Source organism: Bradyrhizobium sp., from assembly GCF_019244115.1.
In the GTDB taxonomy this organism is placed as follows: Bacteria; Pseudomonadota; Alphaproteobacteria; order Rhizobiales; family Xanthobacteraceae; genus Bradyrhizobium.
This window is the reverse complement of record NZ_JAFATE010000057.1, coordinates 1-17,809: the sequence shown is the minus strand read 5'-3', so window position 1 is coordinate 17,809 and position 17,809 is coordinate 1. Positions and strand designations below refer to the sequence as shown.

Annotated in this window: 17 protein-coding genes; 9 read left to right on the top strand and 8 right to left on the bottom strand. The window is 63.1% G+C overall.

Annotation, left to right across the window (positions count from 1 at the left end):
• Positions 1–261: alpha/beta fold hydrolase (locus JOZ76_RS02680; protein ID WP_366938534.1), on the bottom strand; the 261-nt coding region annotated here is incomplete at its 3' end.
• A 130-nt stretch (positions 262–391) separates the two neighbouring features.
• Here JOZ76_RS02680 and JOZ76_RS02675 point away from each other — a divergent pair.
• The 3 genes from JOZ76_RS02675 (at position 392) to JOZ76_RS02665 (ending at position 4,144) form a co-directional block, all read left to right on the top strand.
• Positions 392–1,042, top strand: coding sequence for a GntR family transcriptional regulator (locus tag JOZ76_RS02675; protein WP_291697084.1), 651 nt, complete (start codon positions 392–394; stop codon positions 1,040–1,042).
• The gene (locus JOZ76_RS02670; RefSeq protein ID WP_291697083.1) at positions 1,039–2,562 is read left to right on the top strand and encodes an aldehyde dehydrogenase; all 1,524 of its coding nucleotides are present in this window, start codon (positions 1,039–1,041) and stop codon (positions 2,560–2,562) included. The genes JOZ76_RS02675 and JOZ76_RS02670 overlap by 4 nt, the downstream gene beginning before the upstream one ends.
• Before the next feature lie 217 nt (positions 2,563–2,779).
• Positions 2,780–4,144 (top strand): MFS transporter, encoded by a 1,365-nt coding sequence (locus JOZ76_RS02665; protein ID WP_291697082.1) that lies wholly within the window; start codon positions 2,780–2,782, stop codon positions 4,142–4,144.
• A gap of 126 nt (positions 4,145–4,270) precedes the next feature.
• Here the strand turns inward: JOZ76_RS02665 and JOZ76_RS02660 are convergent, their stop codons facing one another.
• Both JOZ76_RS02660 and JOZ76_RS02655 read right to left on the bottom strand, forming a co-directional pair.
• Positions 4,271–4,921 carry a 3-oxoacid CoA-transferase subunit B gene (locus JOZ76_RS02660; protein ID WP_291697081.1) on the bottom strand — a complete coding sequence of 217 codons (651 nt, stop codon included), beginning with the start codon at positions 4,919–4,921 and terminating at the stop codon, positions 4,271–4,273.
• 10 nt (positions 4,922–4,931) lie between these two features.
• A complete protein-coding gene (locus tag JOZ76_RS02655; RefSeq protein WP_291697080.1) occupies positions 4,932–5,648 on the bottom strand; it encodes a CoA transferase subunit A in 717 nt (238 codons plus the stop codon).
• A gap of 346 nt (positions 5,649–5,994) precedes the next feature.
• Between JOZ76_RS02655 and JOZ76_RS02650 the strand changes: the two genes are divergently transcribed.
• Positions 5,995–7,926, top strand: a complete 1,932-nt coding sequence (locus tag JOZ76_RS02650; RefSeq protein WP_291697086.1) for an AsmA family protein — start codon at positions 5,995–5,997, stop codon at positions 7,924–7,926.
• A gap of 158 nt (positions 7,927–8,084) precedes the next feature.
• Here JOZ76_RS02650 and JOZ76_RS02645 read toward each other — a convergent pair whose 3' ends face one another.
• Both JOZ76_RS02645 and JOZ76_RS02640 read right to left on the bottom strand, forming a co-directional pair.
• Positions 8,085–8,435: a HepT-like ribonuclease domain-containing protein gene (locus JOZ76_RS02645; RefSeq protein WP_291697079.1), complete on the bottom strand. Its 351-nt coding sequence runs from the start codon at positions 8,433–8,435 to the stop codon at positions 8,085–8,087.
• Positions 8,435–8,737, bottom strand: coding sequence for a nucleotidyltransferase family protein (locus JOZ76_RS02640; protein WP_291697078.1), 303 nt, complete (start codon positions 8,735–8,737; stop codon positions 8,435–8,437). The genes JOZ76_RS02645 and JOZ76_RS02640 overlap by 1 nt, the downstream gene beginning before the upstream one ends.
• Positions 8,738–8,939: 202 nt before the next feature.
• Between JOZ76_RS02640 and JOZ76_RS02635 the strand changes: the two genes are divergently transcribed.
• Both JOZ76_RS02635 and JOZ76_RS02630 read left to right on the top strand, forming a co-directional pair.
• A complete protein-coding gene (locus tag JOZ76_RS02635) occupies positions 8,940–9,728 on the top strand; it encodes a hypothetical protein (protein ID WP_291697077.1) in 789 nt (262 codons plus the stop codon).
• Between the two features lie 295 nt (positions 9,729–10,023).
• Positions 10,024–10,485: a DUF3363 domain-containing protein gene (locus JOZ76_RS02630; protein ID WP_366938535.1), complete on the top strand. Its 462-nt coding sequence runs from the start codon at positions 10,024–10,026 to the stop codon at positions 10,483–10,485.
• Positions 10,486–10,531: 46 nt separating this feature from the next.
• Here the strand turns inward: JOZ76_RS02630 and JOZ76_RS02625 are convergent, their stop codons facing one another.
• The gene (locus tag JOZ76_RS02625) at positions 10,532–11,896 is read right to left on the bottom strand and encodes an ATP-binding protein (RefSeq protein ID WP_291697076.1); all 1,365 of its coding nucleotides are present in this window, start codon (positions 11,894–11,896) and stop codon (positions 10,532–10,534) included.
• Positions 11,893–12,612, bottom strand: coding sequence for a response regulator (locus JOZ76_RS02620; RefSeq protein ID WP_291697075.1), 720 nt, complete (start codon positions 12,610–12,612; stop codon positions 11,893–11,895). Before JOZ76_RS02620 ends, JOZ76_RS02625 begins: the two co-directional genes overlap by 4 nt.
• Before the next feature lie 372 nt (positions 12,613–12,984).
• On the opposite strand from JOZ76_RS02620, the gene JOZ76_RS02615 reads away from it, so the two are divergent.
• Positions 12,985–14,250, top strand: coding sequence for a YncE family protein (locus tag JOZ76_RS02615; RefSeq protein WP_291697074.1), 1,266 nt, complete (start codon positions 12,985–12,987; stop codon positions 14,248–14,250).
• A 187-nt stretch (positions 14,251–14,437) separates the two neighbouring features.
• Positions 14,438–14,728 (top strand): hypothetical protein, encoded by a 291-nt coding sequence (locus JOZ76_RS02610; RefSeq protein WP_291697073.1) that lies wholly within the window; start codon positions 14,438–14,440, stop codon positions 14,726–14,728.
• Between the two features lie 326 nt (positions 14,729–15,054).
• On the opposite strand, the gene JOZ76_RS02605 is transcribed toward JOZ76_RS02610, so the two are convergent.
• Complete coding sequence (locus JOZ76_RS02605; RefSeq protein WP_291697072.1) at positions 15,055–15,633, bottom strand: IS110 family transposase; 579 nt, start codon at positions 15,631–15,633, stop codon at positions 15,055–15,057.
• A 770-nt stretch (positions 15,634–16,403) separates the two neighbouring features.
• On the opposite strand from JOZ76_RS02605, the gene JOZ76_RS02600 reads away from it, so the two are divergent.
• Positions 16,404–17,714, top strand: coding sequence for an ABC transporter substrate-binding protein (locus JOZ76_RS02600; protein ID WP_441299963.1), 1,311 nt, complete (start codon positions 16,404–16,406; stop codon positions 17,712–17,714).
• Positions 17,715–17,809 lie beyond the last annotated feature (95 nt).

Genomic DNA, 17,809 nt, shown 5'->3' with positions numbered 1-17,809 from the left:
CACAACGGCGCCGCCAGGGCCCGCCACGTCGGTCACGAGTTCCGCCATCCGGTCGGCGACCGCGGCAAGGCCGCCACCAACCGCGCGCGAACGGCCAAATCCCGGCAGTTCCGGAACGATCACCCGAAATGAGCGCGCAAGCGGCGCCACGACGGCATCAAAGCTCGCACGGTCGGACAGCAGCGAATGCAACAGGATGAGCGGCGGCCCCTGCCCGGTGTCCGCCGCGTTGACGGCTCCGTCCGCAAACAGCCGGTCCATCGGCCCTCCTCTTTCGGACGCGGACACGCGCCCAAGGGATTGATAGATCAAATCGCACACAAATCAAGCCTTCGTGGCTTGACGTGATATTTCACGGCTGGAATAAAAAGCCAGAAACGAGAGAAACTTCATGCTTCTCCGCGACAATATCTATGATCGGCTGCGCACTGATATTTTAAGCTGCCAGCTTGCGCCCGGCGATGACATGCGGGAGCAGGAGCTCGCCGAACGCTACCGGGTGAGCCGCCAGCCGGTGCGCGAGGCGCTGGCGCGGCTGGCGCGCGAGCATCTCGTCACGGTGACGCCGCGCCAGGGCTACCGCGTCAACCCGATCTCGCTCGCGGACGCGCGCGATCTTCTGCGCTTCCGCCTCGCGCTCGAGCCGGCCTGTGTGGCGGAAGCCATCAACAATGCCAGTGATGACGTGCTCAAGACGCTGGACCAGTTTCGCCGCTTTTCCGGCGACCATGAAGCCTTCATCGCCTACAACCGCGCCTTCCACACCGCGCTGGCGCACGCCTCCGGCAACCGGCGGATGGCCGGAGCGCTGTGCGACCTGATCGGGCAGGCCGATCGCCTGGTGCGCGTCAGTCTCGCCAACGTACGGGGCCACGATCCGAAAAAGCTCATCGCCGAGCACACTGCCCTGATCGAGGCGATGCAGCGGCGCGACCGCCGCGCCGCGGCGCGGATCATCAAGTCGCACATCACACAGACGGAGAAGCGGGTGCTTCCGGCGCTGAGGCGCAACGCCGTCATCGTCGAAGGGAGGGACGCGTGAACATTTCGGCAAAAGCCGTCGCGGTCGAGATCCACGGCAATTTCGTCGATGGTCATGAGATCGAAGCGGGTGGCGGCTCGATGCTCGACGTGCACAATCCGGCAACCGGCGAGGTGATCGCGCAGATCCCGAACTCGAGCGCCGACGACGTCGATTTGGCGATGCGAAGCGCCCGCGCCGCGTTCGAGAGCAGGGAATGGGGCGGCATGGATGTGCGCGCCCGCGCGCGGCTGGTGGGCCGCCTCGCGGATGCGTTCGAGGCCAACCTGGAACAGCTCTACCGGCTGGAGACGCTCAACAATGGCAGGCCGCTGAATGAAACACGCGCCCAGCTCTCGCGGCTGCCGGATTTCTTCCGCTACTTCGCAGGCCTCGCGCTGGCGCGCCGCGACGCGGTGATCCCGGTCGAGGGTTCATATCTGAGCTACACGCTGCGCACGCCGATCGGCATCGTCGCCAATTGCACGCCGTTCAACCATCCGCTGATGATTTTGTGCAAGTCGCTCGCCGCGGTGCTGGCGTCGGGCTGCGTCACCGTGGTGAAACCGTCGGAATACACGCCGCTGACGACGCTCAAGCTCGCACAGATTTTTGTCGAGGCGGGCCTGCCGCCGGGCGTGTTCAACGTCGTCAATGGGCTCGGCCAGAGCGCGGGCAAGATGCTTGCCGAGCATTCTGACATCAACAAGCTGGTGCTGACCGGCGGCACCGAGGCCGGCCGCATCGCCGGCGCGGCGGCGGCAAAAGTGTTCGCGCATCAGACCCTCGAGCTCGGCGGCAAGACGCCGGTCATGGTGTTCGACGATTTCGAGCTCGACCGCGCCGTCAACTATGCCGCGTTCGGCGCCTTCATCGGCGCAGGCCAGACCTGCGTCTGCGCCTCGCGCCACCTGGTGCAGGCCTCGATCTATGACGAATTCGTCGCCAAGCTGAAGGCGAAAACGGAAAGCATCCGGATCGGCAATCCCTTCGATCCCGCAACACAGCTCGGGCCGGTGATCTCGGCGCGCCAGCGCGACCGCGTGCTCTCCTATTGTGCCATCGGCTGCGCGGACGGCGCACGACTGGTCACCGGCGGCGCCGCCGCGCGCGTGACGGGGCATGAGAACGGCTATTTCGTGCAGCCGACCGTGTTCGCCGACGTGACCAGCCGAATGCGCATTTTTCAGGAGGAGGTTTTTGGGCCGTTCACGTCAGTGACGCCGTTCAAGGACGAGGATGACGCGCTGCGGCTCGCCAATGATTCCCCATTTGGGCTGGCGGCCGCGATCCGCACCCGCGACGTCGCCCGCGCGCATCGCCTCGCCGCCCGCGTGAAAGCCGGCATCGTCTGGATCAACGATCACCACCGCCTCGATCCGGCCTCGCCCTGGGGCGGTGTCGGCTCTTCGGGTGTCGGCCGCGAGTTCGGCACCGAAAGTTTTGACGACCATTTTTCCACCAAGAGCGTGATGGTCGCCACGCATGACCAGCCGTTCGACTGGTACCGCGACACGGCCACGCAGCGGCGGCTGAATTAGCCGGAGGCGAGATGAGATCGAACTGTATCAGCGGCGGCGGTCTGTTCCCTCCCCCCTTGCGGGGGAGGGGGGTACCACTTGCTCCGGCGCCAGTCACCCCCACCCCCAACCGCTCCCCGCAAGGGGAGCGCACCATCCGCGCTGATAGGAAGCGAAAATCGTCGATGGGATAACGACGAGCAACAAACAAAACAGCAAACATCAGCGGAGCGAACACATGACATCGGTCAATTCCGGCAGCCGGCTCGACCGGCTTCCGATCGGCCCGTTCCATCGCCGCATCATGCTGCTGATCGGGATCGGCATGTTCTTCGACGGCTTCGATATCTATCTCGCCGGCTCCGTGCTCGGTGTCGTGCTGAAGACCGGTTTTTCGACGCTGCCGCAGAACGCGGCCTTCATCTCCTTGACCTTCGTCGGCATGATGCTCGGCTCGTTCGGCACCGGCTTTCTCGGCGACCGTTTTGGCCGGCGCTTCACCTACCAGTTCAATCTCTTGGTGTTCGGTCTCGCTTCGCTAGCCGCCGCCTTTGCGCCTGACATGATGGTGCTGATCGCCTGCCGCTTCGTGATGGGGGTGGGGCTCGGGGCCGAGAATGTCGTCGGCTACGCCACCATGGCCGAGTTCGTGCCCGTCCGCTCGCGCGGCAAATGGTCGGGCTTCACCACCGTCTGCGTCGTGATGGGTCTGCCGATCTCGCTGCTGGTCGCCTCGCTGGTCGTGCCGCAATTCGGCTGGCGGGCGATGTTCGTGCTTGGCGGCATCGGCGCGCTGATCGTCTGGTACCTGCGAAAATCGCTGCCGGAATCGCCGCGCTGGCTGGAAGCGGTCGGGCGGCTTGAAGAGGCGGAAGCGCTGATGCAGGCAATCGAGCGCGAGGCGGCGCAGGGCGCCCCGCTGCCGCCGCCGGCGGCGAGCGCGACCGTCACCGCGTCCGGCGATATCGCAACCCTTTTTGTTCAGCCGCTGCTCTCGCGCATGATCGTCGGCGCGGTGTGCCTCGTCACCATCAATACCCTGCTCTACGGTTTTGTGACCTGGCTGCCGGTGTTCTTCATCAAGCAGGGCCTGTCGGTCGCAAGCTCGTTCGGCTACGCGCTGTTGATGGCGCTGGGCGCGCCGGTGGGATCGGCGATCGGCGCGCTGACCGCCGACCGCTGGGGCCGCAAGCCCACCATCATCGGCGCCTCGCTGCTTTCGGTCGCGCTCGGCATCCTCTATCCCATGATCTCCGATCCGGTGCTGCTGCCGGCGGTCGGCTTTGCGCTGACCGTGCCGATCTACGTGCTGGTGGCGCTGCTGTTCGGCATCTACATCCCCGAACTGTTCCCGACCGAGGTGCGCATGCGTGCTTCCGGCATCGTCAACACGCTCGGCCGCGGCGCCACCATCGTGACGCCGTTCCTGGTCGTGATGCTGTTCGAGGCTCGCGGCGTCGCCGGCGTGATGGCGCTGATGATCTTCCTGCTGGTCGGGCAAATCATCACGGTGTTTGCGCTCGGCATCGAGCCGCGCCACCGCAGCCTGGAAGAGCTGAAGCGCGACGAGACGGCGCTGCCTCTGTTGAAGGAGGCGTCCTAGCCGCGGACGCGAAAAGGTAGGGTGGGCAAAGGCGCACTTGCGCCGTGCCCACCACCACACATCACGCGTGCGGAGAAATGGTGAGCACGCTTCGCTTTGCCCACCCCTACCAGAGCGGCGTGTGGCTCACGCGTTCTTCAGCGCGACGCGGAATTCGGCCTCGGTCTTGGCCTTGACCTCGTCTAGCGTCACGCCGTCGGCGAGTTCGACCAGCGCCATGCCGTCATTGCCATGCTTGTCGATGGTGAACACGGCGAGGTCCGTCACCACCATGTCGACCACCCGCTCGCCGGTCAAAGGCAGCAAACACTGCTTCAGCAGCTTCGGCCCGTCCTTGGCGGAATGCTCCATCACCACGACGACGCGCTTGACGCCGGCGACGAGGTCCATCGCGCCGCCCATGCCCTTGACCATCTTGCCCGGGATCATCCAGTTGGCGAGATCGCCATTCTGGGCGACCTGCATCGCGCCGAGAATGGAGAGATCGATATGCCCGCCGCGCACCATGGCGAACGAATCGGCGCTCGAGAAATAGCTCGTGGTCGGCAGTTCGGTCACGGTCTGCTTGCCGGCATTGATCAAATCGGGGTCTTCCTCGCCCTCGTAGGGGAACGGCCCCATGCCAAGCATGCCGTTCTCGCTCTGCAGCTGAACGTCGACGCCATCGGGAATATAGTTCGACACCAGCGTCGGAATGCCGATGCCGAGATTGACGTAAAATCCGTCGCGCAGCTCCTTGGCGGCGCGGGCGGCCATCTGTTCGCGGGTCCAGGCCATCAGACTTCCTCTAGGTTGCGGCGGCGGCTTCGCGCTTGCGGGTGGTGCGCTGCTCGATGCGTTTCAGCGCCGTTCCGACCTCGACGATGCGCTTGACGAAAATGCCGGGCGTGTGGATGTGGTCCGGATCGATCTCTCCGGCCGGCACCAGGTGCTCGACCTCGGCGACGGTGATTTTCGCCGCGGTCGCCATCATCGGATTGAAGTTGCGCGCGGTCTTGCGGAACACGAGGTTGCCGGCGGTATCGCCCTTCCAGGCGTGGACGATGGCGAGATCGGCGAACAGGCCGCGCTCCATCAGATATTTCTCGCCGTCGAACTCGCGCACTTCCTTGCCCTCGGCCACCAGCGTGCCGACGCCGGTCTTGGTGAAGAAGGCCGGAATGCCGGCGCCGCCGGCGCGGATGCGCTCGGCAAGCGTGCCCTGGGGGCAGAATTCGAGTTCCAGCTCGCCCGCAAGGTATTGCTGGGCGAACAGCTTGTTCTCGCCAACATAGGAGGAGATCATCTTCTTGATCTGCCGCGTCTCCAGGAGCCGGCTGAGCCCGATGCCGTCGACGCCGGCATTGTTGGAGACGACGGTGAGGTTCTTCACGCCGGCGTCGCGAATCGCATCCGAGAGCGTTTCTGCGATACCGCAGAGCCCGAAACCGCCGGACATGATCATCATGTCGTCCTTCAGGAGACCCGCGAGGGCCGATTTGGCGTCTGGATAAACCTTGTTCATGAAGCTCGGACCTGATGAAGCTGCGGCATGAAGAAAAAGGGCTCGCAAAGGCCCCTTTCGCGAATTATTAGGCGAAATCTTCGCAGTGCGTCAATGAGGGCGCATCCCCTCTTTGGTGCTGCAATGACGCGCCGGGAATGTACGCTGGCGTGCGTTTCGGAGCGCCGGTGCGACCGATCCGCCCTACGCACAGGATGCAACCGAGGCTGGCCTTGAAAGCGACAAGAAAACCCTGCAAGTTGTGAGGGTTGGCATGGATGGCGCGCCATGCCCGTTTTACCCTTGAACTGCGACTGGGCGACACATCAACCCGATCAGGATCAACGCATTGACGACCGCCCAAGGAATGAAGCGCCTGGGGACGCCGATTGCGGCATTGCTCGGCGTGCTGCTGCTCGGTCTGATCATCACCTCCTGGCTGATCAATCGCGACGCGTTGCGTCAGGCGGTGGCTGCCCAGATTCGCAGCGTCACGGGGCTCGAGCTCGTCAGCCTGGGCGCGATCGACATTTCAGTATTTCCCGGAAGCTACGTGTCGTTTCACGATGTCGGCCTGAAGGACGGCGGCGCCGATCCGGCGCTCAAGGTCGACGTGCTCACGGCCAATCTGCGGCTGCTGCCGCTGCTGCTGCAGCGCTTCGAGATCGCCGACGTGATGATGCTGCGCCCGCAGATCCGCGTGGTGCGCGCGGCCGACGGCGAGAGCAACTGGACGCCGTTTCTGCAGACCATCGCCCGCACCATGAAGCCGGGCGCCGACAACCAGGTCTCGTTCTCCGAAATCCGCATCCAGGACGGCATCGTCACCTATCAGGACGACGCAAGTCATACGACCGAGAGACTTGATGATCTCGACCTCTCGCTTGCCTGGCCGTCGATCTCGCGCTCATTCGCGGCGACCGGCGAGTTCGACTGGCGCGGCCAGCGCGTCGACACATCCATCAGTGTATCCGACTTCGTCGCCACCCTCTCGGGGGATCGCTCCGGCATGAAGGCCCGGCTGTCGAGCGCGCCGCTGAAACTCGCGTTCGACGGCACCGTCGCCAATCGCACCAGCGCGATGATGGAAGGCACGCTGACGGTCGATAGCCCGTCGCTGCGCAACGCCCTGCAATGGACCGGCCAGCCGCCGCCCGGCAGCGGCGGTTTTGGCCGCTTTGCGCTGAAGGCGCGCGCCAACGTGGTCGGCGCCTCGATCGCGCTCACCAATGTCAATGTCGAGCTCGACGGCAACGTCGCCGAGGGCGTCATGACCTATGCCAATAATGGCCGGCAGACGCTGCAGGCGACGCTGGCGGCGGATGCGCTCGACTTCTCGCCCTACATCACGACCATCCGCCTGCTCGCCAGCGGCGCGCGCGACTGGAATCGGCAGATGTTCGACCTCAACGCGCTGTCGACCACCGATCTCGACATGCGCCTGTCGGCGGCGCGCGTCACCGTTGGCGGCTCCAGGCTCGGGCGCACCGCGTTCGGCGCCAACTTACGCGGCGGCGCGCTGGCCTTGAGCGTCGGCGAGGCCCAGGTCTATGGCGGTGTCGCCCGCGGTTCGCTCGCCATCGCGCGCGCCGACAATGCCGCCGAGGTGAAGGCGCAGTTCCAGCTCACCGATGCCGATCTGCAGGCTTTCGCCAGCGAGATGTTCGGCATGTCAAAACTGTCGGGACGCGGCAACGTCAACGTCTCGCTGGTGGCGTCCGGCTCGTCACCGTTCGGGCTCGCGCAATCGCTGAGCGGCACCGCGAGCCTCAGCGGCCACGACGGTGCGATCGCGGGCTTTAATGTCGAACAATTGCTGCGGCGGCTGGAGCGGCGGCCGCTGTCCGGCGGCGGCAATTTTCGCAACGGCGCCACGCCCTACGACAATCTGACGGTCGCAGTGAAATTTTCCGACGGCCTCGCCACCGCCGAGGACGTCCGGATCGAGGGGCCAACGACGCGCGTGACCTTGACCGGTACCGCGTCGGTGCCGACGCGCGAATACGACCTCAAGGGCACGGCCAGCCTGACACAGGGCGGCAACGGCGCGGGCGAGTTCGAACTGCCCTTCGTCGTGCAAGGGCCCTGGGACGACCCGCTGGTCTTCCCCGATCCGGAAAGCCTGATCCGCCGCTCGCCCGCCTCAGCGCCGCTGCTCGATGCGGTCAAGGACAAGCGCACCCGCGATGCGGTCAACTCTCTGATCGAGCGCTTCACCGGCCAGAAGATCACGATCCCGGATACCACGGCCGCCTCGCCGGCAAGCGCACCGGCGACGGAGAGCGGGAAGCAGAATTGAGCTACGCGAATCTGACTGTTTGGTAGGATGGGCAAAGGCGCCTTGCGCCGTGCCCACCACCTCTCCATTGCGATCAAGTCTCACATTGGTGATTGGCGCTGCTGCTCTTGCCGTATCAATACCTCGGATGGCTGAACTGCCAGCGACCCGAGGACGATTCAGCTTTCCACCTCGGAAAGCATGCGCAGGATAATCGGCTTTAGCTTGGGCAGGTCGACGGTGGCGGTCTCCCAGAGCACCTTGTCGTCGACACGATGATATTCGTGCCGAAGCAGATTGCCGATCGCGATGATGTCAGCCCAGGGAGCGTCGGAGTGCCGTCCCCGAAAATCCTCGGGCAAGGTTCGTGCCACCTCTGAAATGATCTGTATGGCGCGCTCGGTGATCCGGCGGAGGCCGTAGCTTCCCCGGTAGGTCTCGAAGCTCGCGCCCGCCAGCTCTTTCGAAAGGCTTTCGATCTCGTCGCGCATATGAAGCAGCCGCAGGCGGGGGCTTTTGCTGGCAGCCATCAGAAAACTCGCAGTGCGTCCCGTTCCACGTCGGCCCGGATATAGGGCGAGAGTGCGTCCCTCGTCGAGTAGCCGATCTCCGCCTTGTGCCCGAACGCATCTTCAAGCACGCGGAACGCACCCATATACCGACGCAAGCCAAAACTCGCGCCGGGTGCAACATCAACGAAAACATCAATGTCGGAGTCCGCCCCTGCTTCGTCCCGCGCATGAGAGCCAAACAGGTAAAGCGCCGCGATGCCGAAGGCCCGCAGGGCGGGCTCGGTTTCCTTCAACCGGGCAATGACATCATCACGGCGCATGGCCTCAAACATATGCCGAAAGGCATGAATTTTCCATGTTGCTCCGCATCTCCGCTTTTCACGCAGAATCAAGGGCCTAGCTGGAACACCCCATGCAGACCTGTTCATCTATGACCAATTTCGCGGATCGCCGTGGAAAGCCCGACATCGGGCTTGCGCGCGAGGACTCTCCTTCGTTCAATACGGATTCTCGGAGATGCAAATGCCTTCGGATCCGGATGCGAAATGGCGCGTGCGACTGGCGTTCCTGTCGCTCTTCGCGGTTTTCGCGATTGGGGTCTATTTCTCGGGCCAGCTTGCAAAACTTCAGGAAGGCATGGCCGTTCGCCAGAACCGGACGGCTGCGCAAGGCACGAGCGAGGTAAAACAGGCGGCTGAACCCCTCAAGCCGCGCGCCGATGACAAATCCCAGCCGCTGCTCGCCATGGCGACCAAGGCGGCGGATGAAACCGATGCGGCCATCGAAAGCCTGACCAATGAGATTGCGCCGCCGGGGATCGCGAAGACGATCGAGTTCTATCATGCCGCGAGCCCTGGCGATCTCGAGGCACTTCGGCGCGATGTGAAGACGGCGGAGACCAATGCGACGACATTCTTGCCGCGCTACGTCGCGCTGCTCAAAGCCGAGCACGACGGCCTCGAACAATACGCGCGAGCCAATGCTGACAGAAGCACCGCTACCAGGTTGTTGGCGAGCCTCGAGAGGCGCCAAGCCGCCATCACGGACTTTGCGTCACGAATGTTGGCGGCGCGCGCCGACTATTACCGCGCCTACGACAATTACGTTGCGTTCCTGGCCCGCGAGTACGGCGCCTTCAAGGTCGACAAGGGTCAATTCGTATTCCCGCTTCAGTTCACTTATAACCGCTACAATGTCGTCGCCGGCGCCATGACCGCTGCCGCCAACCGCGTCGGCGAACTGGACCAGGAAGGAAGAATCTTGCTGGCATCGCAGCGGGAGCAGCTCACGCAGTCCATCAGCGGCAAATAACGGGACAATGGTACGGCGACGATAGGTTGGCATGGCAAGCATGGTAGCACATTTCAGTGTGTGATGCAGGTTGGGCGGCGGACTGCGGCCGGGGCGGCGGATTACGCTCCTCTAATCAGGATTAGCCACGGCACAATCTGGCCTGGCAAGGTTTGCGATTTCTGTCGACGGGCACGACGGCCTTCGGAGGCGCGAGAGATAGTCGATAGCCGGCATCGAACCGCCGAACGCTCTTGCAAAGCAAATATGATGTGCTGGCCAGACCCTGCCCGCCCGGGCGCACTAGGGACAGCACATCGTCAGTGCTGGTGAGAGTGGCGGGCGGGGCGGGCGGTATACCGAAGGGAGCGACACTAAGTCAGGGTCGTTCATATGGGGCTCGCGACCGCAATGGCACCACATCCCCGTCAGTACCGCCGCGACCCTTGAGCGACGGGAGGTTGAGCGCGTGGGCCGGCAGATAGCGAGTGAACAGGGCTTAACCTACATGCCGAACAATTCCGGCGAGCACATCAGCGGCCGTCTCGCTGGTGTCGCCAGCCTCATCAGCGGACGCTTTGCCATGATCGACAGCGGGCTCGGCTTCCAACTCGTGCCCTGGTTACCTCTCCTCCACAAACCCATTGGCCAGCAGATCACCGGCCTTCAGCGCGACGAAGGCGAAATTGAGTGGACCTTGGGAAGCAATAGGGGGGAGCCTGTAGCGGCGCGAGTGCACCCCATTCCCGCGGTGAATTTGGAAGACTGCTGCCAATAACACGGTTTCAGTTCTGTATGTCCGCTGTATCAGCAGCAAAGCAGCTCTAACTTCCTTTCCATGGATCCGGGACGCACCGCGGCAGAACGACTTGGGCACGCAGCCCGCAGCTCATGTTCATCAGGGTAACTTCGCCACCGTGCGCCCGAACTACCGATCGGGCAATCGACAAGCCAAGGCCTATGCCTCCAGTCTCGTTGCTGCGCGATGGATCCAGTCGCACGAATGGCTCGAACACTTTCTGCAACTGATCGCTGGGCAAGCCAGGCCCCTCATCGTCAATCGTGATGCGGGCGTGCTCACCGGTAAGCTCCAAGGCGACGCGTGCGCAGTTGCCATACTTGGCGGCATTGCTCATGAGATTGGTTAGGGCGCGTCGCAGCAGAGCCGGTCGGCATCGATAGGGCAGGTGGCCGTCCGCCGCGACGCTGACGTCACATCCGACCGCCGTGAGATCGTCTGCGACGGCTTCGAGCAGAGAGTTCAGATCGATCGTCCGCGGCTCCTCGGAGAGGGTTTCATCACGCGCGAAGCTTAGCGTTGCCTCGGTGATGTGCTGCATATCGGTCAACGACCGGACGATGGCCTCTCTGACCTCCGCGTCCTCGATCATTTCCGCCCGCAACCGGGCCGCCGTGATCGGCGTGCGCAGGTCGTGACTAATGGCGGCGACCATCGTCAGCCGATCCGCCAAGAAGCGCGAGAGCCGCTGCTGCATGATGTTGAAAGCATTCAGCGTCCGGACGACCTCGCTTGGTCCCGACAGCAGTGATAGCTCGACCGCCTCTCCGCGCCCGAGACGATCCGCCGCGTCGGCCAGAGCGCTCAATGGACGCGTGATCCAGCGGGCTGCCAACAGCACGACGAGCACGATGGACAACACGCTAGCCACTGTCATATATCGCAACATGTTCACAAACGGGGCTTTCGGCAGCCACAGCGCCGTTTCTCCGTTGAGCCAGGTGCCGTCGGTCAGTTGAACTGAGACTTCGAGGGCATTAGGCAGCACGCGAGCTGAGGCACCCAAACCGTCCTCGACGTTGCGCTCGACAAGACCTATGCGTGGATCACGAGCACTGTTTCTCATCATGCGGCGGATATTGTCGGCAACCTGACGCTCCTGTTCGCCCATGTCTTCCCGGGCAACGAGCGAGGTTGCGCCCGCCCAGTAGCGGTGGCGGGGAGTTGCGAAGGCCCGGATTATGTCTTCGCGGGCAGCCGCCGGGACTGCGGCGATCACCCGCGCCAAGGTCGCGATGCGATCCGCCTCCTGGGTGCGCACGGCGGCGCGCCGCACCCGCGACGTGTCGGCCCAGAATACGGCGATGGCCGCGACCTGAGCCATGAGGAGGGCGGCGACCAGAACGAGCGCAAGCCGGCCAGCCAACGAGCGAAAGAACAGGCCGATCATGAGGCCTCCTCAACGTCGGCGGCAAGCTGGTATCCATCGCCCCAAACGGTCTTGATGAGTTGCGGATCCGCGGGATCGCGTTCGACTTTGCGGCGCAACCGGCTGATCTGATTATCGATGCTGCGGTCGAACGCCTGGGCGCCACGGCCGCTTGTGAGATCAAGCAGTTGGTCGCGAGAGAGAACAAGTCGCGGCCTCTGCGCCAGCGCGAGCAGGAGGCGGAATTCGGCGGCGCTGAGCATCATGGCAACCCCATCATCGCCGATCAGCTCGCGCCTGCCGCTGTCCAATATCCAGCGATCGAAAACGTAGCGTTTGGGCCCCGTTTGTCGCTGCTTCTTCGGCAACGTATTTGCCCGCCGTAAGACGTTCTTCACGCGGGCAAGGAGCTCGCGCGGATTGAATGGCTTGGTAACGTAGTCGTCGGCTCCGACCTCCAGGCCGACGATGCGGTCCGTATCATCGGCCATGGCGGTGAGCACGACGACTGGGGTGTCATGCGCCTCGCGAATGTGGCGGCACAGCGACAGCCCGTCCTCGCCGGGCATCATTATGTCGAGCACAATGAGGTCGATGGCATGCTTTTCCAGAAGGCCGCGCGCGGCTGCCGCATTCGCCGCCTGGCTGACGCGCATGCCGTGCTTGCGCAGGTAGCTCGCGAGCGACTCTCTGATATCGCGATGATCGTCAACCACCAGGATGTGGGGCTCGCTCATCCATGCCTCCTGCCCTGCTCATTGCTTAGCGCAGACACACGGCATCGCCGCGGACGAAATTGTAATAAAGTGTCGCAAAGGCGGGCAGGTGTCGGCGCATTTGTTTCCGGAGGCCGGCGCGAGGCAACCGGGGTCGGTCGGCTCCGGTAGATATAATACCGCGTGGCGAAGGCGTCACCGAAATCATGCAGACCGACGGCGCAATTGTCGCCAACTCGTATCAGCTGTCCGTGCCGGCGACACCTTGCGACAGATTCGTGCGAATCCGGCAAACCTGCCTCACGGCTCGTACGGTAGGATCCCCTCGTTTCTGAAGAGCGACTTGGGGTTCGGTTTGGGGCGCATGTCGTCGCCTCAGGAGGAGGAGCGCGAATGCGACCCATCATCCGTGTCGCCGCGATCGCGGCCGGACTTGTTGCGGCCCTTATCCGCACCAGCCCCGCGGCCGCCGAGTTGCACAGTAGGGAACAGCAGATCGACATGCCTGGATCGCCATTCGCCGTCGTCACGACGCCTGATGGCAGGTGGGTGTTCGTCTCGGTCAGGCAGTCGGGCAACGGAAACACCGCAATCGGCACGAGCGGCATCGCGGTACTCGAGCGCACGGGGCGCTCCTACCGAATTGTCCGTTTTGTCGCAATGGAGCACCAACCCGCAGGTCTTGCGATGAGCCGCAATGGAGCGCTGCTGTTCGCAGCAGCGTCTAGCGGCGTCGCGGTCTTCGATGTCCAGCGCGCAATCGCGGGCGCGCCCGGGACCCTCATTGGCTTCCAGGAACTCGGGCTAGGCTTCGAAACTATTGAGGTTGTCTTATCGGCCGACCAGCGGTTCGTCTTCGCCGCCAACGAGCTCGCCGGAACGGTCAGCGTGATTGATCTGGCCGATGCGCTGCGGTCCAAATTCGCCGCAACGGCCATCGTCGGACAAATTCCTGCCGACTTCCACCCAGTCGGCCTCGCAGTCTCGTCAGACGGCGCACATCTATACATCACCAACGAGCGGGCGAAGCCCGGGATGCCTGGACTCAATCCGAGCGCGTGTCGGGTACCGACCGGTACGGGCAGCACCGAACTCGCGCCGGAGGGGACGATCCTTGTTGTGGACATAGCCCTTGCGCTAGTTGCGCCAAGCTCTTCAGTCGTCAGGCGTGTCGTTGCCGGTTGTTCCCCGGTGCGGATTCGTCTTGCCGATTGGCCCGATCAATCGTTCCCAGAGCGCCGCCAACGTCAGCGCGACACTATCGCCTGGGTCAGCTTGCGTGGAGAGGACCGGCTCAATGGCTTCAGCACGGAACGCCTGATGAGCGCCCCGGGTTCAGCCCTGCTCGCCTCGGCGCTCGTCGGCCCGGCGCCGGTCGGGGTGCAGCCGTTTGCGGACGGCAGGCTGATCGCGGTCGCGAACTCGAACAGATTTGGGGGTAGTGCGCCGGGCAGTGTTAGTGTTGTCAGCGCATCAGAAGCCCTGCGCCATGCACCAGCCACGCTGACGACATTTCCGGTGGGCGTGTTTCCGCGGGAATGGGCAATCTCGCCTGATGGAGGTCGGCTGTTCCTCACCGAATTCGGCTCCTCGATGTTGGACATCTTCGATATCGAGGACCTACTTCCACAACGCGTCAGGGCTCGCGATCCCGAATGAGACAGTTCCGGGAGGCCGCAGCGCGGCCGGCCTTGGCCCGCGCCCTCAAGAGCAGGCGCCTGAGTGCAACGGAGCGTTCGGGCAGTTGCGGTGCAGGTCCGCCGCTCTGCGCCCGCCGTCGATAGCACCGAATTGTCGACATGCCGGATTGCAAAGCAGAGTGTTCTTCCCAACCCGGAGTGCAATAATGACCGATGTCATCCTGGTGATGATTTTGCTGGCCGTTTCCGGTCACGCGACTCGAGTTGCGAGGGCGATCAGCGACGCGTTGCCGGCCCTTGTCGTTTCCCTCGAGCCGGCGGATTTCGGAAGCATCGTATCGAACGCCCAGCAACCACTCATCATCACATGGCAGAGGGGGCTGCTCACCAAAAGATTCGTCTATTTATGTACGCATCAGGGACACACGTTTGTGACAGAATCGCGCTCACCGCTCACGCTGCCCGCCGATGCCAAGCTCTTGCATGCAAAGAATTGAGCGTTAAGCCCGTCCGGCTGGCGAAGCGACGAAAGAAAAGCATCCCGCGCGACCCTGACCCGCACCTCGATCAGGCCCTGAGCCGGGCTTCGGCGCTATCAACACCGTGTCGTCCAGCGTGGCTTGGCTCGCTTCCTGGAACTCACGGCGGCCTTCCATCTCCAGGGGCATCTCGCTGGTCATCAGGATCAGCCGCGGGCTGTCCGTCTTGGTGGGCGTCACCGCAGTGGCATCCTTATGCTCCCCTATGCTCGCGGTAACTCATGATAGGTCGTGTCAACTAATACCAGACTAGGATAAGTGTTGCGGTTCTTGCGCACGGCACTTCAGCCAAGCCCACTGCAGAAGCAAGAGAGCGGCGGCTCTGATGGTCGCATTTGCTCGCGCTCAATCAGCACAACGGTCTTCGAAGGACAGCCGGCGTGAGCCTTCTGCACCGGTCCCGGCACGGCATGTTCGTTCTGGCTTTGCAAACGGGTCTTCACATCGATCAGGTTTTTGCGTGCCTTCACCAACGTCGCCAGCTCCTCGCGCGCGGCATCGTGGGCCTGGCTCGGTGCCGCGTCGAATGTCTCGGCGAACCAGGCAATCATCTCCGTGTCGATCGTATCGTTCTTCGCCAGTCGCCCGGCCGACAACGCGAAGCTGCGAACCCGCTTGGGGTCGACAATCCGAACCTCGATGCCAGCCTGGCGCAGTACCTTGGCCCAGTCCCGCTCATAGCCACCGGAAGCCTCCATGGCAGCCTTGCCCACCTCGTGCTTGCGGAGCCAAGCCACCAGCTTGCGGTGACCCTGTGGGGTGCTCGGGAACGTTTGCCGCAATGCCAACCTGCGAATGCAGGCATCCACCTTGTCCTTGGCCACGTCGATGCCGACGACAATGGGATCATTCTGTGCCATCATCCACTCCCTTCCTTGCTCGGTACGGGCTCGCAGCCCTTGCAACTGTTCGGGTTGAGGAAGACACCGGAGCTGTCCCTCGCTCCCCGACAGGCTCCCAGGCCTTTGAGCGCACACGGGCTCAGATCCAGCGACGGGCGGTTGGTGAGAACCGCCCGTTCGCACATTCTGGCAGGTTTTGAGGACACAAGAGCGCGCCATAAGCGTTAAAACCACCGCGCAGGGAAGGCCGGATGTCGGCCAATCCTGTGGTGTCTGCCGCCAGCTTTTTTCTTGCTGGCGGACCATGGGTGCGGCCTGCACCCGGCCTTCTCTGTGCCCTCTTGTTTCGAGGGCACGAGTATCAAGCACATCTCGGGCGCCGCCTCGCCGCGAGAATGCGACGTCATGTCTCACACCCCTCATTTCGCGGCGCACCTTCAGACGAGGGCTCCAAATCTGGGAGCCCACGATCTCGGAATATGAATTTCGGTTCGCCTGTTTTTCACGGCATCCACCGTGACGATCGATGGATCGATCGATACACGCTGGGCATTGGATATCCGCGCTGTCGCAGCGTATGAGGCCCATTCTGGCACGGCCGTGCCCGCACCCCGATGCCCCCTACGCAAGGCGTAACGCGGCCATCTGGATTGCGCACCGGCCATAGACTAGGCTAATTACCCAGCCAGTTAAAAAAGGCGATCAGGGAGAACGACGTGAGATCCAAGGGATTTAGGACATTTTCAATCGCGATCGCGGCGATCGGCCTGCTTTACGCCACGGCTCCTGCGATGGCCCAGCAGAAAACCATCACCGTCTGGTTCGGCAAGGGTTTTTACAAGTCCGAGGACGACGCCCTGCTCGAGATGATCAAAAAATTCGAGGCCAAGACCGGGATCAAGGTCGAGCTGTCGCAATACGCCATCCAGGACATGATCCCGAAGACGGTGGCAGCGCTCGATGCCGGCACCGTGCCCGACGTCGCCTATTCCGACAGCTACGACGTGCAGGCGCAGGGCAAATGGGCCTACGAGGGCAAGCTCGAGGACCTCTCCGACATCCTCTTGCCGATGAAATCGGCGTTTGCGCCGAACACGCTGGAAACCGCCTATCTCTACGACAACGTCGCCAAGAAGCGCGCCTATTACGGTTTTCCGCTGAAGCAGCAGAGCATGCATGTCCAGATCTGGAAGGACATGCTGGAGAAGGCCGGCTTCAAGGAGGCCGACATTCCGACCAAGTGGGAGGACTATTGGTCGTTCTGGTGCGACAAGGTGCAGCCCGCGATCCGGAAAGCGACCGGCCAGCGCATCTACGGCATCGGCCAGCCGATGGGCGTGGAATCCACCGACGCGTTCCAGTCGTTCTACACCTTCATGGACGCCTACAATGTCAAGCTGGTCGACGATGACGGCAAGCTCTTGGTCGACGATCCCAAGGTGCGCGAGAACCTGATCAAGGCGATGAAGGACTATACCGACACCTACATCAAGGGCTGCACGCCGCCTTCCTCCACGACCTGGAAGGACCCCGACAACAACGTCGCCTTCCACAACAAGACCATCGTGATGACGCACAACTTCACGATCTCGATCGCGGCAAAATGGCTCGACGATGCCAACAACGCGGCGCTGACCCCCGAGCAGCGCGCCGCCGGCAAGAAGGCCTATGAGGAGGACATCATTACCGCCTCCTTCCCGCACAAGCCCGACGGCGACGTCATCAAATACCGCTCCGACGTCAAGACCGGGCTGATCTTCACCGCCGCCAAGAATAAGGCGGAGGGCAAGGAATTCATCAAATTCCTGCTGCAGGAGGAGAACGTGCGTCCCTATATCGAGGGCGCGCTCGGCCGCTGGTTCCCGGTGACATCAGCAAGCCAGCAGAGCCCGTTCTGGCAGGCCGACCGTCATCGCAAGGCGGTGCATGCGCAGTTCACCGGCGGCACCCAGCCGTTCGACTTCACCAAGAACTACAAGTTCACCATCCTCAACAACGAGAACGTCTGGGCCAAGGCGATGAACCGCGTGGTCAGCGAGAAGGTGCCGGTGGACAAGGCAGTCGACGAGATGATCGCCCGCATCAAGGAAGTCGCGGGCTGAAAGAGCTGGTATAGTAGTGGTCAGCCGCCATCAGGCAATCTGTCGTCACGGCGAAAGCTCTCATTGCTCCCTCTCCCCGCTCGCGGGGAGAGGTA

Excerpts from the sequence above, each read along its gene's own strand:
- JOZ76_RS02635 (WP_291697077.1), top strand. The coding sequence starts at position 8,940 with ATGCCTTCGGATCCGGATGCGAAATGGCGCGTGCGACTGGCGTTCCTG.
- JOZ76_RS02645 (WP_291697079.1), bottom strand. The coding sequence starts at position 8,435 with ATGGCTGCCAGCAAAAGCCCCCGCCTGCGGCTGCTTCATATGCGCGAC.
- JOZ76_RS02620 (WP_291697075.1), bottom strand. The coding sequence starts at position 12,612 with ATGAGCGAGCCCCACATCCTGGTGGTTGACGATCATCGCGATATCAGA.
- JOZ76_RS02640 (WP_291697078.1), bottom strand. The coding sequence starts at position 8,737 with ATGCGCCGTGATGATGTCATTGCCCGGTTGAAGGAAACCGAGCCCGCC.
- JOZ76_RS02625 (WP_291697076.1), bottom strand. The coding sequence starts at position 11,896 with ATGATCGGCCTGTTCTTTCGCTCGTTGGCTGGCCGGCTTGCGCTCGTT.
- JOZ76_RS02615 (WP_291697074.1), top strand. The coding sequence starts at position 12,985 with ATGCGACCCATCATCCGTGTCGCCGCGATCGCGGCCGGACTTGTTGCG.
- JOZ76_RS02675 (WP_291697084.1), top strand. The coding sequence starts at position 392 with ATGCTTCTCCGCGACAATATCTATGATCGGCTGCGCACTGATATTTTA.
- JOZ76_RS02605 (WP_291697072.1), bottom strand. The coding sequence starts at position 15,633 with ATGATGGCACAGAATGATCCCATTGTCGTCGGCATCGACGTGGCCAAG.
- JOZ76_RS02660 (WP_291697081.1), bottom strand. The coding sequence starts at position 4,921 with ATGGCCTGGACCCGCGAACAGATGGCCGCCCGCGCCGCCAAGGAGCTG.
- JOZ76_RS02600 (WP_441299963.1), top strand. The coding sequence starts at position 16,404 with ATGGCCCAGCAGAAAACCATCACCGTCTGGTTCGGCAAGGGTTTTTAC.
- JOZ76_RS02665 (WP_291697082.1), top strand. The coding sequence starts at position 2,780 with ATGACATCGGTCAATTCCGGCAGCCGGCTCGACCGGCTTCCGATCGGC.
- JOZ76_RS02610 (WP_291697073.1), top strand. The coding sequence starts at position 14,438 with ATGACCGATGTCATCCTGGTGATGATTTTGCTGGCCGTTTCCGGTCAC.
- JOZ76_RS02655 (WP_291697080.1), bottom strand. The coding sequence starts at position 5,648 with ATGAACAAGGTTTATCCAGACGCCAAATCGGCCCTCGCGGGTCTCCTG.
- JOZ76_RS02650 (WP_291697086.1), top strand. The coding sequence starts at position 5,995 with ATGAAGCGCCTGGGGACGCCGATTGCGGCATTGCTCGGCGTGCTGCTG.